Source organism: Mycoplasma paraquilae (assembly GCF_048284415.1).
In the GTDB taxonomy this organism is placed as follows: Bacteria; Bacillota_I; Bacilli_A; order Mycoplasmatales; family Metamycoplasmataceae; genus Mycoplasmopsis.
In genome coordinates, this window is sequence record NZ_JBLVZU010000001.1 from 269938 (window position 1) to 288056 (window position 18119).

General features: G+C 28.8%; 5 protein-coding genes. 3 read left to right on the forward strand and 2 right to left on the reverse strand.

Annotation, left to right across the window (positions count from 1 at the left end):
* Positions 1–27 precede the first annotated feature (27 nt).
* The 3 genes from ACNQ12_RS01145 (at position 28) to ACNQ12_RS01155 (ending at position 13054) form a co-directional block, all read left to right on the forward strand.
* Positions 28–1305, forward strand: coding sequence for an amidohydrolase (locus ACNQ12_RS01145; RefSeq protein ID WP_418036940.1), 1278 nt, complete (start codon positions 28–30; stop codon positions 1303–1305).
* Between the two features lie 126 nt (positions 1306–1431).
* Complete coding sequence (gene topA / locus ACNQ12_RS01150; protein WP_418019091.1) at positions 1432–3306, forward strand: type I DNA topoisomerase; 1875 nt, start codon at positions 1432–1434, stop codon at positions 3304–3306.
* A 163-nt stretch (positions 3307–3469) separates the two neighbouring features.
* The gene (locus tag ACNQ12_RS01155; protein WP_418036942.1) at positions 3470–13054 is read left to right on the forward strand and encodes a hypothetical protein; all 9585 of its coding nucleotides are present in this window, start codon (positions 3470–3472) and stop codon (positions 13052–13054) included.
* A 102-nt stretch (positions 13055–13156) separates the two neighbouring features.
* Here ACNQ12_RS01155 and ACNQ12_RS01160 read toward each other — a convergent pair whose 3' ends face one another.
* Both ACNQ12_RS01160 and ACNQ12_RS01165 read right to left on the reverse strand, forming a co-directional pair.
* A complete protein-coding gene (locus ACNQ12_RS01160) occupies positions 13157–17731 on the reverse strand; it encodes a hypothetical protein (protein ID WP_418036943.1) in 4575 nt (1524 codons plus the stop codon).
* Positions 17732–17862: 131 nt separating this feature from the next.
* Positions 17863–18119, reverse strand: a 257-nt coding sequence (locus tag ACNQ12_RS01165; RefSeq protein WP_474623482.1) for a hypothetical protein, incomplete at its 5' end; no start/stop codon positions are given.

Consider the following 18119-nt stretch of genomic DNA (forward strand, 5'->3'; position numbering starts at 1 on the left):
TAATACTTTTTTAATAAAGGAGCTGAAATGAGAATTTTAATTAAAAATGCAACAATAGTTACTATGGAAGATGAAAATAAAGTTATTCCTCATGGTAACGTTTATATTCAAGATAAATATATAGTAAAAGTTACTCCTGAATTAGATCCTGAGTTTAAAGCTGATAAAGTGATTGATGCCAATGGCAATGTTTTAATGCCTGGATTAATCAATTGCCATACTCATATAGCAATGACAATGTTAAGAAATCATGCTGATGATGTTAACTTAGAAGATTGGTTATTTAATAATATTTTTCCAATTGAAAGTAAAATGACTCCAAAAGATGTTTATTATGGGGCAAAATTAGGAATGCTAGAAATGATTTCTAGTGGTACTACAACATTTTTAGATATGTACTTTTATGAAGATCAGGTAGCACGTGCAGCCAGTGAAGTTAATATTAGAGCTTATTTAGGAATTGGAATTACTAAGGATTCACTTGAACGTAATTTAAAAGAAACTAAAGAATTATATACACAATATAAAGATAATGATTTGATTCAAAGTGTTGTAGCACCACATTCAGTTTATACTAATGATGAATCTGACTTGGTAGCCTGTGGTAACTTACATAAGGAATTAAAAAACTTGCATACAATTCATTTAAATGAATCTAAAGCAGAAGTACAAAATGCTATTGCTAAATATGGAATGAATTCATTGCAAGAAGCATATAAAACAGGTAATTTAACCAGTCAAACAGTTGTTGGACATGGAGTGCATTTAACTGATGCAGATATTAAATTAATTAAAGAAGTTGGGTGTTCAATAGCTCATAACCCTTGTTCAAACTTAAAACTTGCTTCAGGAGTTTTACCTGTAAGTAAATTGTTAGCTGAAGGAATTAATGTCTGCTTAGGTACTGATGGAGCTGCATCAAATAATAATTTAGACATGTTTGAGGAAATGAAGTTTGCTTCATTAATTCAAAAAGGTGTATATGATAACCCTACTAATTTACCTGCTTGAGAAACTTTAAAAATGGCTACAGTTAATGGAGCTAAAGCTTTACACATGGAAGAAAGTTTAGGGAAAGTCAAAGCAGGATATTTAGCTGATTTAATTTTAGTTGATATTCATAACATTAATCACACACCAAGTGCTAATGTTATTAATTCATTAGTTTACTCAACAAATAGTAAAGATGTTTACACAACTATTATTAATGGAAAAATTGTTTATGAAGATCATCGATTTAAAACAGCTGATGCAAATGAATTAATGAAACAAGTCAATGCAGTTTACCATGAACTCATTAAGTAAATGCTTACAAGGCATTTTTCTTTATCTTTTTTAATTATTAAATAAATAATTAAGAGATAGCATTTTAAGAAAATATAAAAAAATATTTTTAAATTTCAAAAAATAAAGGTATAGTTATAACTAATTATGGGAACAAAGAATTTAATTATTGTCGAATCACCTAATAAGGTAAATACAATTCAAAAGTATGTGGGAGATGACTATCAAGTAATTGCTAGTGTTGGCCACATTTTGAAAATGAAAACTACAGGAACTTATGGTTTTGGAATTGATATGGAAAATTGAGAGCCAGAATATAGTGCTGACTCAAGTAAGAAAAAAGTAATTTCAGAACTAAAGGCTGCTGTTAAAAATGCTAAACATATCTATATCGCAACTGACCCGGACCGTGAAGGGGAAGCGATTGGATATCATTTAGTTGAATATTTAAAATTACAAGATAGATATTCAAGAATTAAATATAACGAAATTACTAAGGATGCAATTTTAAAAGCTTTAGCTAAACCTCAAGAGTTAGACTTTAACTTAATTGATGCTCAAAAGGCTCGTAGAATGCTTGATAGAATTATTGGTTTTAGACTTTCAAAACTAATGCGTACTAAATTAAAACAAGCACCAGGAACTCCAACTGCCGGAAGAGTTCAAAGTATTGCTTTAAAATTAATTGTTGATCGTGAAAACGAAATTAGAGCATTCGTGCCGGAAAAATATGCAACATTATCAGCTAAAATAGAAAATGATAATTTTGCTTATTATTATGATGCTACAGTTTCAGGAGATCGAAAAGATTGAATAAATAACGAACAATTGGAAAAATTTCAAAAATACTTTGCTACAGCTAAAAAAGAACTTGTTGTTACAGATATAAAAGTAGCCGAAAGAAAAGTTGCTGCAATGCAACCATTTAAGCAAGCTGTTATTTATCGTAAATCACCACTCTCTTCACAAACTACACAATATGTGTTGCAAAAACTTTATGAAGGATTTGGAGATGGCGGGTTAATTTCATATCCAAGAACTGATTCAACACGTCTTTCTCAAGACTTTATAGACCAAGCACATAGCTATATTAAGCAAAAATGAGGTGCAGATTATATTGCGAGTGAAGTTAAAGGATTTAGTGGAGATCAGGATGCCCATGAGGCAATAAGACCTACGCATATTGAATTAACTCCAGCAAGCGCAAAAGCACTTTATAACTTGACAGACTCAGAGTATAAAATTTATAAAATGATTTATGAAAATACATTACAAGCCTTAATTAAACAACCAATTAGAGAAATTACATCTTATACATATCAAAACGGAACATATACATTCAGAAATTCGTATTCTAAAATTAAATATGATGGATATTATGTGGTTACTGGAAAAGAAACAGAAGATATTAATCCAAATTACCAAGTAAACCAAGTTGTTCCAGTAGAGGAATTTATTTTTGAAGATCACGAAACAAAGCCAACAGCTAGATATAATGATGGTTCATTAATTGAAGCTTTAGACAATATAAAAGTTGGTAGACCTTCTACCTTTGCTGCTACTGTAAAAATAGTTAAAGATAGAAATTTTGCAGTTAAAGAATCAAATGCTTTAGTTCCGACTGAATTTGGAGAAATTGTTCTTAAGGACTTAATTTCAGGCTTCCCTAACATCATTAATGAAACTTATACAGCACAAGTTGAAGATGAATTAGACTTAATTGCTGAAGATAAAATTAGCAAAAATATTGTGATGCAAAACTTTTGAGATAAGTTTGCTACAGAATTTGAAGAAGCCGATAGTAAAATTGAAACTTACACATTCCCACTAAAAGAATTTGATACACCATGTCCAGAAGATGGCGGAATCTTAGTTCAAAGATTTAATAAGAAAAATCAACCTTTTGTTGCATGTAAAAACTTCCCAAAATGTAAATATACAGCTAGCTTGCCTGAAGCTGAAACGGTTTCAGATGATGAAGCAAATGAAGAAACATTTATTAATGATATTGAGATGGAATAACTTAATATTGCAATTTATTTTAATGATTTTAAAATCTAGTTTATTCTAGATTTTTTTATTTACTCCTAAATTTTTGATTTAAAAATTATATTAACAAATAAATATGATTTTTTAAAAGATATAGAATAAAAGTAGGAATGATAGTAAGGAAAGTGAGATAAATATGAAAAAAATAAGTAAATATGTAGCATTAATGCCTTTGGCAGCTGCCCCTATTATTTCAATTGCAACTTCTGAAAATAATGAAGAAGTTGGTAGTACAAATGAGCAGGCTAGTATTGCTTTAAGGAACATTGATGTGCAAAGAATTATGGAATGAATTAAAAGTAATGATGATGCTTTTATAAGAAAATTTCCAATTATGCAAAATAATCAAACAATTGATGATTTCTTGAATAAATGAGATATATTTAGCGATATTAAATCACACAGTAAAATTAAAGAAATTGTTCTCAATGAGCTAAATGATCCTGATAAATATTATGACATAATGCAGGAGATAAATAATCATTTTGCCGGTAGATCTAATGTGCATTTAAGAGCTATTGTTACTATTGACAATTTGAAGAAATTTTTCAATAAGCTAAAAGAGATTTTAAATAATGACAAAATAAGAGATTATTATGCAATTTATACATTCTTAGAATGAGTAAAAAGTTTGTCTTTAGCTAAAGAAAACCCAAAAATTGATTCTTCAGACAATACAGATAGTGAACTTTGAAATATGTATAATGATGATAAGTTCTATGATATTCATGCAAAAACATCAATACTAGGAAATTTCAATATTGTGTTTGGTGAAGGAGATATTAACACCTTATTTAAAAACAATTTTAGTTCATTTAATTATAATAACTCAGATGATATATCAAAATTTGTAAAAGATAAAAATGAAATTTATTATTATCGTCTTATAAGATTCGAGGGCTTTAAATTGTTCAAGACAATAATGGATGATGCCTATGAAAATAGGGATAATCTAGATGTCGAAAAATATCTAAGAATATTTGATGAACTTGGTCGTTCAGAAATATCAACTAAGATATTTTGATTATATATGTATTCAATTTATAAAAATGATTTTTGATTTTATTCAAATCAACTTTTTGGTGACATTAATCAATATGATGGATATAAATGAAGTAAAGAATTATTAGACTGTTATATGAAGGATCAATGCCCACCTGTCCAAGACAATTATTATAGAGGTCATGTGGATCAAATAATAAATTGAGTTTATAAAACTTCTATAATTAGTGCAGAATTTAAAAAATTAAATGCAAAATACTCTCCTGTATTTGAAGCTAATAAAAAAGAAGAAAATTATAAATACTCTAATCCAACCGTTAAGAGTCAATATAATGCGCAGATAAATGCTTTGCCTTATCTATCAGAACTAAAAACATTAATTGCATATGATAAATCTATTTTTGATGTTGTTGCTGGAATTAAGGCTATTAATAATAAATACTTTCCAGCAGAGCCTAAATTTGATACGTCACATTTCAATGGAAATAGTAATTTAGCTAAAATTCAAAGTTATAAAAATATTAGTAAAACATCAGCTGATGCCTTTAAAAATATGATTTCTAACGCAACCACTGATAATGATGTAACAGAAATATTTAAAACAATTAAAAACTTAGATGATGTATTAAAAAACACGTCTGATTTAAATAAAAAATTTGGAGAAATCAAAAACACAACAAAATATAAGTTTTCTGATTTTGAACCACAATCAAATTATGATACTAGATACAACGATTTTGAAAATAAATTAAACTCTATTAGTGAAATAAATAATTCATCTACATATCAAAATGTAAATGATTTAATTTCGCAATTTAATACATCTATTCAAGAAACTAATAATGCAGCTGAACAATTAAATGGTGAAGTTAAATATAATAAGCTAATTAGCGAAAGAACAAATGAAATTTCTAAATTAGATAATTTATCAGTAATTCAAAAAGAAAATATCACAAAATTAATTAAGACCCAAACTAATAAACACTCAATAGAAGATATTGTTTACTCTGCTGTATCATTAAATGATATTATAGGAAAACTAAAAACACAAAAGCTAGAAGATGAAGCTGTAACAAAAACAATTAGTTTTATCGAATCTGATAATAAATTAAAAGAAGACTTCAATAATAAAGCAGATGCAATTGTCACAAAAATAACAGAATTAGTAAATTTTGTTTTTGATAATAGTTCGGCGGAAAAAGTTCCTGTGATTGATGATGATGCTAGAGAATTAATTCTGAATGCAAAAAGCGCAGTTAAAAAACTAAATGGTGATGATAAAATGGCTGAAGCTAAATCATCAGCTATTACAACAATAGGAACATTAGATAAGTTAAATTCAGCTGTTATTGATCAACTCAAAAAAGAAGTTATCAATGCTAAAGATGTAACTGCGGTTGAAGCAGTTAAATCAAAAGCCACAAGCCAAAACCATGCTATCAGTGAAATTTTAGGCTCACTACAACGTGCTGAAGCATTAAAAAATAATGCACCTGTATATAATAATGCAACATCAGAGCAAAAACGAGCACTTGAATCAGCTATTAATTATGTAAAAAATAATATTTTGGATGAATCTGGTAAAAAGATGAAGCCAAACAATTTAGTAAATGAAATGGCATCTAAAAAAGAAGTAATTGATAATACAATTATTACTATCAACCAATTATCAAGTCAAATTGCTACAGAACAACAAAACGCAAAAGAAAATATTCAAAAATTACAAAATCTAACACAAGAACAAAAAGAAGCTCTAATAAATGATATTGATTCAGCAACAAGCATTGAATCAGTTAATCAAAAAGTTTCAAATGCATCAAAAATAGATCAAGCTACAAAACAATTTAAAACTGCAATTGAATCAGCAAAAACAATTGATAAACAATCAAGAAAATATACTAATTCTACAAAAGAAGCTAAAGATTTCTTTGACACAGCTTTAAAAGAAGCTGAAATCATTTATCGAAAAGAATTGGTAGGTAAAACTGCAGAGAAAATTAAAATTTTCGCTGATAAGTTGAACCAAGCAGCAAAAAATATTGATGGAGATATTAGATGAAATAAATATCTTAATGAACAAAAAACAGACATTGATGCGCTAGATAATTTGAGCATTGAACAAAGAAATAAGATTAAAGAAAAAATTGATGCAGTGCCTGAACTTAACTCTATCAAACCTATTAAAGAAGCAGCCGGAAGCTTAAATAGATTTATTAAGGATGTTAAAAAAGCACAAGCTGATGTTGTAACCATAAAACAAGGCAATAATTATCAACAAGCAGAACAAAGCTTAAAAACAAGTTTTGATGAAAAAGCAGATAATTTAGACAAAGTGCTTGCTAATGCGATGGCAATAAATTCATTTGATGATTTAGAAACTATTAATAAATTAGCTAATAATTTAAAAGCTAGTGCAGAAGATTATAATAAAGCTAAAACTGCTCTTAATGGTGATTTATTGATTTCTAATGCTAAGGCTAAGGTTCAAACAGCATTAAGTAACAGTGCTCATTTGTCAAATGAATATAAAGAAGGCGTTAAACAAAGTCTTGATTCTAATGATAGTGTAGCTGATTTAAACAATTTAGCTACTGCAGTAGCTGATTTAAACGCAGCTGCAAGCAATTTAATAATAGCTGCCAATAAGTTAGAAACAGCTTTACAAGAACCACAATATGCTAATGCAAGTGAAGAAACAAAAGCTAAAGTTGCTAATGCTCAAAAGAAAAACAGTGAATTATTAGTAAATAATTTATTAATTAATGGGCAAAAACAACCAGCTGTAACAAGTGCTATTGAAGTAAATAATTTAGCTCTAGAAGCAATTAAGGCTGATAAAGAAGCATTACAAAATGCTAAAGCTCAAGCAATAGAAGCATTAAAACAATTAGCTAATTTATCACAATCTCAAATAAATACAATTACACAAATTACTACAGATGCTAATACAACTGCTATAGTAACAGAAACCCTAAATAATGCTAGATCATTAAACACAAGCATGGGTGAACTTATTGCTGCATATAATAAATTTGATAATGCTAAATCAGAAACTAAATACACTCAAGCTTCTGAAACAAGTAAAAATCAATTTGATAAGGAATACAATAATAAGCAAACTTATTCAAAAGATGTACAAACAAGTATAAAACCAGAAGAAATTAGCAAAATTACTGAAACCATTAAACAAATATACAACTCTTTAGATGGTGGCATAGAACTTGAAAAAGCAAAACAAGTAGCTAAAGATAAAATTGAAAAATTATCAAATCTTGAATTATCAGTTAAGCAAGCAGCTTATGAAGCAATTGATAAAGCTGTAACTAAAGAACAAGCAGAAATTATTGCGGAGAACACAACAACTTTAGATCAAAAAATATTAACAGCAAATAATATATTAAAAGATTGCACAACTATTAAAGGCACTCCACAATACAAAGAAGCTACAGATAGTAAGCAAACTGCATTAGATAAAGCTTCCGAAGCATTAAAACAAGCAATTAATGATGCAAAAGTTCAAAGTGATTTAGATAAAGTTACTTCTGCTATTGAAACCCTTAATGGCAAAGCAAGTGATTTGACATCAGCTAAAAATGCACTTGATGGCAATGCTAACTTAGCATCTGCTAAAAAAGTTGCTAAAGCAGTTATTGAATCTTTAACAAATATCGATACACCAGTTAAGAATCATTTTGAAAGTCAAATGGATGCCAAAAGTTCAATAAAGGAAATTGAAGCCATTGTTATTCAAGCGACCGCAACAGATACCGCTGCAAAAGAATTAATCAATACTGTAGCTGAAGCAATTAAGTTTAAAGATAAACCAGATTACAATTTTGCGCGGCGTGACCAAAAAGAAAACTTAACAGAAGCACTCGAAATAGCCAAATCATTTTTAAAGACTGATAACAATAAGCTTTATATAAATACAACAACAGATGTTATTAATGGAGTTAGAGAAACATTGTCTCGTGCAATTATTCAAGCCTCAAGTCAAGCTGACAAAATCTTAAAAGCACAAAAAGCTGCCAATGATAAAATCAGTAAGCTTACTGATTTAACTGACCAACAAAAAGCAGATTTGACTCATGAAGTTTTGGCCACAACAACTGATGAAAAAATTCAAACAGTTGTGACAAAAGCCAGTGAACTTGATCAAATTACTAAAGAATTTAAAAACACAGTAAAAGCAGCAGAAAAACTTAATAAGGCTGATAAGAAATATAAATATGCAGATGAAAACAAACGAACTGAATTTGATTCTGAATTACAAGATGCTCAACTTGAACTTGCAAAAGGATTAGCTGGCAAAAATAAAGAACAAATTAAAATATTAAATGACAGACTAAGTGCTGCACAAAAAGCCTTAAACGGAGATAGTAAAGTAACTAATGCAAAGCAAGAAGCTAAAGAACAAATTAAAAACTTGAATAATTTAAACAAAAATCAAGTTGATATTATTAATGAAGCAATTGATAATTCAACTAGTCCAGAAGAAGTAAATAAATTAATGTCAAAAGCAAAAGATTTAAATGATGCAATTACTAAAGCAAAACAAGCTCAAAAAGAAGCACAAGTAGTAAAAGGAACACCTAAATATACAGAATCAAGTAATCCAACTAAAAATTCATTTAATGAAGCAACAAGCAAATTAGATAATGACATAACAAATGCAATTTCAGCAACTGATTTAAGCACAGCTGAAAAATTAGGTAATTTAATTAAAACATTAAAAGAAGATACAACTAAAGTAAATGATGCAAATAAGGGCTTAGATGGTCAAGAGCTTCTAGAACGTGCTAAAGCAGAAGCAAATGGCGCAATTTCATCAGCAAGCCATTTATCTCCTCAAGCCACTGAAACATTTAAACAACAAGTGAAAGAAGCAACAACAATTGCTGCTGCTAATAAAATTAAAGATAATGTTAGAGATACTCAAGCTGCAGCTGAAAAGTTAATTAATAATCTTGATAAAGTAAATACAGCATTGCAAACCTCAAGTGGTTCAGCAGATGCAGCAATGCTTCAAGAAGCCCTAGATGCTAGTCAAGAAGCTAATAAATTATTAGAAAATCGTAAATTAAAGCAAGGTGTAGAAATCACCAAAGTAAATCAAATTAGTGATAAATTAAGCGATGTGATTAATAAGTTTAAAACTAATGCAGATGCTTTAAAACAAGCTCAAAACAATGCTGCTGACAAAATCAATATATTACCAAACTTATCAAGTTCTCAAAAAGAAGCATTGATTAATGAAGTGAAAGGAAAAAACAGACCGGGCGATATTGCTAAATCAATAGCAAAAGCAAAAGAACTAGATAAAGCTTCTGAAGAATTGAAAAATAATTTAAATTCATTAAATAGTACACAAGCACAAGATAATTACAAATTAGCTGATAAAGACAAGCAAAAAGAACTTAATACTATTATTGATGATGCTCAAAATATTAGAGATAAAGTTGATAAGGCAATTGATAAAGCTGCTATTGAAGTAATCAATAATAAAATCAATACAGCTAAAAATGCTTTAAATGGAAATGACAACAAGCAAAAAGCTAATGCAACTATTGATAACCTAAACAATTTAAATTCAAATCAAAAGTCTGCAGCTAAAGAAACTTTAAATCAAGCTGAAAACAAAGCTCAATTAGATGCAAAAGTTAAATCAGCTAAAGAACTAGATACAGCTAAAGCAAACTTGGTAATAGAAAATGCAAGTTTAGACGCTTTAATTAATCAATTTACAAAACCTAATAATAGTAGTCAAACTATATTATCTGGATTTGAATCACAAGTAAATACTATTAACGCAAACAAGCAAGGGCTAGAAGATGCTAAAACAAAAGCAAATGACGCTTTAAATGCAACAACATTAAATGGCGATCAAGTGGCTCTAGCTTTAACAACTATTGCTCAAGCTAAAAAACAAGCTGCAAATGCGATTGATACAATTGTCGCAAACAATAATTCAATTATTTCAACAGCCAATATAGCAAACTTTACTAACAATACTGATAAACAAAGCGCAAACGAATTTGTAACTAAGGCTCTTGATAAGAAAGCAAACTTATACGAAGGTATTGTGAATGCTCGTCAAGTGCAACATTTAGCTGCTTTAGATCAACTAGCTAAATTCAAAGATAACTTAGCTCAAGACCTAAAAAATTCAAATGCCTTTGCACTTACATTAAATGGAGCCCAAGAAGAATTGCAGGCTTCAAATACAAAAGTAAGCGATGACAAAATATTAGCTAAGATTACGCATCAATTAAATAAAGACAAACTTGCAAAAGCATATGATGCCATATTTAAATCAAATATTAATGATTCTCTTCCTGAAAACTTAAAGCAAGAAATTGAAACACAAAAATCTAAAGCTTTAGAATTATTAAAATATGCTAATACAGATGTAGCAACTCCAAGAGCTACTTATGATGCTCAAGCTGATAAATTAAACTTATCATTAGCTAAAAATGATTTAGCTAATGTAATTGCTAAAGCTCAAGTAGCAGAAAAATCAAGTCAGCTTGATGAAGCTATTAAACAAGCTCAAGATGCATTAAATAATTCTACATTTGATCAAAATGCAATTAAAACTGCTAGTGATAAACTTGCAAATGAAATTGATAAAGCTAAATTATATGCATCTATTAATCAAGCTAAAGACTTTGTTAAAGAATTACAAGAAGGAAACAAAGAACTTCACAGCAAATTAAGAAATAAAATAGTTAATGCTTTAAATACTAATGATATTCCAGCTGCACAAACTGCTGCAAATGCAAAAGATACTCAAGCTGGATATAATACAGCTGCAGCAGCCTTGGATAATGCTGTTACAAGTGCTAAAAAGACAATTGCTGATGTTTATAAAACATTAGAAGAATTAAGAAACAAAATTGCTACTATGCCTGAAGATGCCAAGTCAGATGAATTAAAAGCTGCTTTAAATCAAACTAAGGACATAAATAAAGACAGTAGTGTAGTTGCGATAGAAAATGCATTAGAAAAATTACAACATAAATATGCAACAAATGAGCTTGATAAAGCTATTGCAGCTGCTGTGGTAATTAATGATAAATATGCTTCATTAGTTCCAAGCATTGTGCGAGAATCTCAAGCAGTAAGCAATAATTCACATGCTAGTGCTCAAGAAATTAAAACACAACTTGATAAACAATTATTAAACAATGCTAAAGCAAATGCCTTAAATTCATTAGTTAATTTAACTAACTTAAATAATGCTCAAGAAAGTACGTTAGCTAACGCTATAGCGAAAGCTAAAGATAATGAACAATTAATTAATATTACTACACAAGCCAGTCAGTTAGATAAAGCAATGAGTGAATTAAAAGACACTTACACTAAAGTTGATCAAGCATATAAAAACGAAACTAACTTACCATATGAATTCTTCTTTGCACCCGCAAATAAACAACAATTTATTAAAAATATAATTGCTATCGTAGGTAAAATAACTCCTGAAACTGGCCAAGTTTATATAGATAATTTACCAGCTCAAATTAATCAACTAAACAGTGATTTGAATACAGCTCTTGATTTACTTGGTCAAGGAAAGAACCAAGCTAAAGTGATGGAAGAAGAATTTACTAAGCTACATAGCGAAGTCGATAGTTTGCAAAGTGATTTAAACGCTAATGCTAATAAATTATTCAATTCACCTAAAGCAATTCAAGAATCAGTAAATACCTTACAAAGCCAAATTAAAGATTTAAGTAATAAATATTTTGACAATCATGCTGATTATATGCAAGAAGGAAATGCTAAGTTAAAAGAACTAATAAATCAACTAAACAAACTAAATGAACAAGTTAAACAATTTTCACCTCAAGTATTTATGCAAGGCAATACTCGTATTACTCAGATTCAAGATGCGATAAATAATAATTCAGAGTTTGTTAAGGCTCAAATTTCACAAGAAAATTTATCTAAATTTAACCAAGCTTTAACATATAAAGAAGCAAAAGACATTTTAGATAGTCAAATCTTCACAAATCATGACTTAAAATCAAAAATTGATCAAGTTGTAAGAAACTTGCAAGACATTTTAGAAAATAAAAATGATAATAGCAAGCAAAATGCCACATTAATAGACGCTATTAAACCTAAAGCAAAAGAAAATTTAGTTAATGAAATTGACTTAATGAGACAACAAACTAAATTATTGCAAGATAACAAAAAGCTTTTTGAAATACAACTGCAAAATCCATATATTAACGATAAAGTTTATGATGCTGCTACTGAAAAAATAAACAATACCCGTGAGCAAAATTTTGAATCTTATACAGAATTTAGTGATCTTTTAAATTCACAATCTAAAAACTTAAAAGCCCGCGCTGCTGGTATAAAAGAAATTTTAGATGCAATCAAAACGCAAGATCAAACAAAATTAACTAAAGGAATAAACTTATTAAATCCAATTGATAAAAATAATGCAAATCTAGCTAAAGCAATGAAAGATAATGATTTCATTTCAATCTTAGCTAATGCAAAAGATAAGTCATTGACCAAAGAAGATTTAAATAAAATAGCGCAAATGAAAGAATCTTCTGAATACCAAAAAGCTTCACCACTAATTCAATCTCTATTAGATCAAAAATTACAAATGTCTCGTACCTGAGCTTGATGATCTATTTTAGTTGCAATCGCATCTGTTGGTTGAATTGCTGGAATTATTGTTCTATGCTATAAGAAAAAATAATAATTTAAAGCCCCATAGGTTATGTCCTATGAGGTTTTTTGTATCAAAAAATAAAAACACTCTCATTAAGTTGAGAATGTTTTTGAGCTAATACTAAAGTGATTATTTATTTTTTCTACCCTTACTTTTGGCAATATACATAATAATTCCAGCAGCAAAAGTTATGACACTAAGTACTAATAGTGGAATTCAGAACATAAAGTGTGAACCACCCATTTCTGCTAATTCTTTTTCATTTTCATTAATTGCATTATTTAGGTCGTTTGTTAATTTATTAATTTGATCTGCTGTCATACCGGCAAAACCTTTTTGTTGCGCATCTTTTAATGTGCTATAAGCATTTTCAAGTTTTGCACTTGTATAAGCATTTGGTAATTTTGCTGAATTTTTATCAACAAAGTCTTGGTAGTTTGACAATGCATCATTAGCATTTTTATCAGCACCAACTAGTGTATTTGCATTAGTCATAATGCTTTGTAATTGTTCTGAAGTGTTAGCAGCTTGGATTTGTTTTGTTAATTCTGCTTTTTGTTCATTAGTTAAGTTTAATTTATTGATTACTTGAACATAATAGAATTTATTATTTTCATTTGCTGCTTGTGTTAATTGATCAATTTGTTTATTAAGATCAGTTAATGAAATATCACTATTTAATTTACCATTTGCTAGTAAACTGTTAGCATTTTTTATTAGTTTTTGTAAATCATTTGGATTTGTGGAATTGTGTTGAGCAGCTTCAGAAGCATATGCAATAGCATTTTTCAGCTTAGCTGCTGCATCATTAAATTCATTTGCTTCTTGTGCAGTGGCTTGTAATGCTTGATCTTCGGAAGTTACCTTATTAATTAATCCTTTAAGTACATCACTTGACAAGTTAGGATAATTTTCTGTTGAAAATTGAGCATTGTATAAATCATTTTTTAATGCTGAAATTAAGTTTTTGTACACATTTAATGTTGGAAGAGAGCTAATATCTTTATTAGCGATCTGAGCTATTGCTGCTTTAAGATCATTAATTTGTGAAATAGTTTTTGAATTTTTAAGCTCATTTGCATTATTGTTTAATGTAGTTAACTCGTCATTTAATGCATTTCATTGAGTAGTAATACTTGCATTTAATTCTTTTGCTTTATTATCAACATTTGTTATTACGCTATTAATTTTATCAGCTTGTGCATTAGTAAATTTGTTTGTAGCAGCATCATAAAATTGCTTAATTACTTCTTGATTTGAGGCTAAGAATGCTTTATTTTCACTATAAACACCATTTCTTTCTAATGCACTTTGATATGTACTATTACCACTTGCTTGTAGTTCTTTTAAGCTAGCAGGAATATTGACATTGTTATCATTGTATTTAAAACTATTTAGGTTTTCCATTGCTTTTAATGTACTATCGCCATTTAATAATTTATTAAATGATTCGATAGCTGTTAATGAGTTTTGCAATGAAGTCTTAAATTCATTTGCTGCTTGTATAGAACTTAAATTATTACGTTGTGCTTCTAAAACGTTGTAAGCTTCAGCTGCTAAATAAGGTTTTAATGCTTTAAGTTGAGCATCTATTTCATTTAACAAGTTTTTACCAGATAAATTGTTTTTAGCAGTTGTTAAATTAGTACTATTTTGTTCAATTAGAGCAGGATCCAACTTGGCAGTTGTATTATTATCAACATTATTAACATAGTTTTGTGCTTGTTCAAATGCTTGATCATATGCTTTTTGTTCTTCTGGGCTAGATAATTTGTATGCTAAAGTTGTGTTCTTGTTTTGCTCTTTTTCATCAGCACTTAATGAAGTATCTGAGTCATTGTTAAGTTTTGAAGCTGAAACAAGGTGTTTAAGGTTATTGAATGCAGCAATATTATTTGTAACTTTATTTGCAATACCTTGGATATTGTTAATAAAGCTGTTGTTATCTAACACTTTTTGTTCTGTATCACCATCAGCATATGCGTTTTTAATTGCTGTAGGTAGACTGCTTGTATCTTTTGAGTTAGTTAATCCTTGATAAATGTTTTCTCTAATGGTGTCAAATGTTTTGCCTAATTCAGTAGCTTTTTGGCTTAATTGTTCTTGTGATGTTTTTGAATCATAATTTTTAACTTCATTTAATAAGTTGTCAAAATTATTTAAAACATCTTGTGGAATGTATTTTAAGTAGTCCTTTTGAGCTAATTTTTCTTTAAGTTGAGCATATTGTTGAACTTCATTAAGCAATGAAGCGCTATTGATTGCTGAAAGATAAGATTTAAAGTTTGAAGTTAAAACATCTAAATGTGGATCAACTTGATTTGTGTTTATAAAGTTTTGAATAATATTTTGTGGTAATTGTGAATTATTAGCTCTATATATACCATTTAATCTATTTCTTAAAGAATTTGTATCTTCAGTAATGTTACTGTTTAATTGAGCTAATGTGGTATTTATATTATCAAATGAATCTAATTTAATTCCAGCAATTTGATTATTTACTTGTTGTAATAATTCATTTAATGTTTGTTTTTGCTCACTAGATAAATGAGCATTTTGTTGTGCTTCAGTTAAAACATTTTTTAAATTATCTAATTGTGTATATGCCTTATTTATATTTTGCACAGCTTGTAGTGCATTACTAAATTGGCTGTATGATAATGCACTATTTGTTAAAGTTTCTTTAACTTTAGCTAGCATATCTGGAGTTAACTTTGTATCTTTATTGGTTACAAAATCATTAACTTGGTTATTTCTGCTTTGCTTTTCTGATTCAATAGCTTTATCAACTTCTTGGTTTAGTGTACTTAATCCAGAATTTAGATCACTTAAATTATTAGAATCATAACCATTTGGATTAGTTAAATTACTGTCAATTTTGTTTTGTAAATCTTGAGGGTTTATATTGAAACTTGAATTTTCTGGTGAAAGGAAATTGTTAATTTGATAATTTAAAGCATTCAAATCTTTTTGATCATCTATTAATTTTTGTAAAAATACTTTATCCTTGTTAATTCTTGCTGATTCTTGACTATTTGGAATGGTGTTAATAGCTGCTTGAATTTTTGCAGCTTGCTCTGGTGTTATAGAGTTATGTTGTTCATTATTATTTTGGGCTTGTTTAACATTATTATGTAATTCATCTTGGGCTTGTTTCAAGTATCCATTTAGATTATTTTTCGCCGATGTTGCTGCTGAAACCAATTGTGCTACGATTTCTGTTGGGTTGCTTAAAATATTTGTTTTATTAGTTTCAGGAACTGAAATTTGACCATTTGAAATTGTAACATTTGCTTTAGGGCTATTTGGATCTGATAAATCTAAAGTAGATTTAATATTGTCTCATGCTTGTAAATATTGATTTTTAACTTCTGGAGTAGCTTGTGTATACAATGGACTATTAATGATATCTTTTAGTTCATTATACGCAGCAATAATTGTGTTATATGCATTAGTAACAGGTGTATATTGGTTAATTATAGCTTGCATTGTTTCAACATTTGCTTTATTTCCTGGTGTATTAGCATTTGCTTTTAATGCTTCTGCTGTTTGAACAGTATATGGAGCATAACTTAAATTATTTAATTCATTTTCATAATATTTATAGTTAGCAGGAGCATCAATTTTTACAGAAGTATCAAAATTGCTTTTCAATGATTCAATTAAAGTTATATTTCTATTACTGTTATTTGAAAATAATGCAATTAAAAGGTTCGTTAATTGTCCAGTACCATATTGCAATGTGTGAGTACCAAAATTAGCTGCTTTTACGTTTGCTAAATATTTGGTATTTGCATTCATATAGTTAATAACTTTAAGAGCATTTGTTCTTTGGAAATCTGTAGTTAGGTTCTTATATGTATTACTTTTTTCATATATTTCAGGTGTTAAACCACCAAATGTTTTTTCAAATTCTCTCAATAATGATTTATACATTGCCATACCTGGTTTAAGCATTATATTCACAAATTCAGTGTTTAAAACATTAGCATCTGTAACAGCTGCATAATTGTCTCTTAATCCTGCATAAATTAGAGCAAATGTAACTAGGGCACTAGAAGTAGAGTGACGAACTGAATCAATATCTTCACTTGTTGTGTTAAAAATGGTGTTTACATTATAGTAAGCATTAAATAAATCTCAGAATTGAGCACCATTTGTAGTGCTTTTAACACCTTGTTCAAACGTTTGGGCCATTTGGGCAATTTTCCCATCCAATATTTCTACACTTACTTCATCATTAGAATCAGCGTAGAATATTTTGAAATATGGTTTAAGTTTTTCAACCAATGAGTCTGATCCTGAACCTCATTGATTTGAATTATACATTTGTCCTTGTTGTAAACCTAATGCAGCATATGATTCAGGGTCTCCAAGTGAGTTCACTTGAGCCATTTGGTAATATTTAACCATCATGTTATAGTCATCATTGGCTTGTGATGTCAATTCTTTTAATTTTGCATTTGTGATATTTTGGGCATCATTAAGTTGATCTGTGTATTTTTTCACTTGATCATTTCTAAGTCCACCAATAGCTGAGGCGAATTTATGTTCTTGCAATCAAGTTTTAAAAGTTTCAATATCTGCCAAAGAAGCTGCTGTATCTGTATTATTTTCAGTAACAGCTGTAGATAAAAAAGTTAATGGTATACTAGCTACTAATGGCAAACTAGCGAGATTAATAAGTAGTTTATTCTTTTTCATTTCATATCTCCTTTTTATTTTTATTTGAAAATTATAATAATTTTTCATAATTCCATTTATATATTTTTAAAAAAGTGGTATAGAGTAAAACAAAACATCATACATAACATATGATGTAATGTTTAAAATAGTTATTTCTTCTTTGTAAATGCTGCAATTAACCCAGTTATTCCAATTACTCCTGCAATAATTAATAATGGTAATCAATAAACAATGCTGTCATCAACATTATTATTGTCAGTTGGTGTTGTAACAGAGCTAGTTGTTCCTGGTTGTGGAGTTGGTTTTACTTCAGGGGTTGTTCCTGGTTGTGGCGCCGGTTTTACTTCAGGGGTTGTTCCTGGAGTTGTTCCTGGAGTTGTTCCTGGAGTTGTTCCTGGAGTTGTTC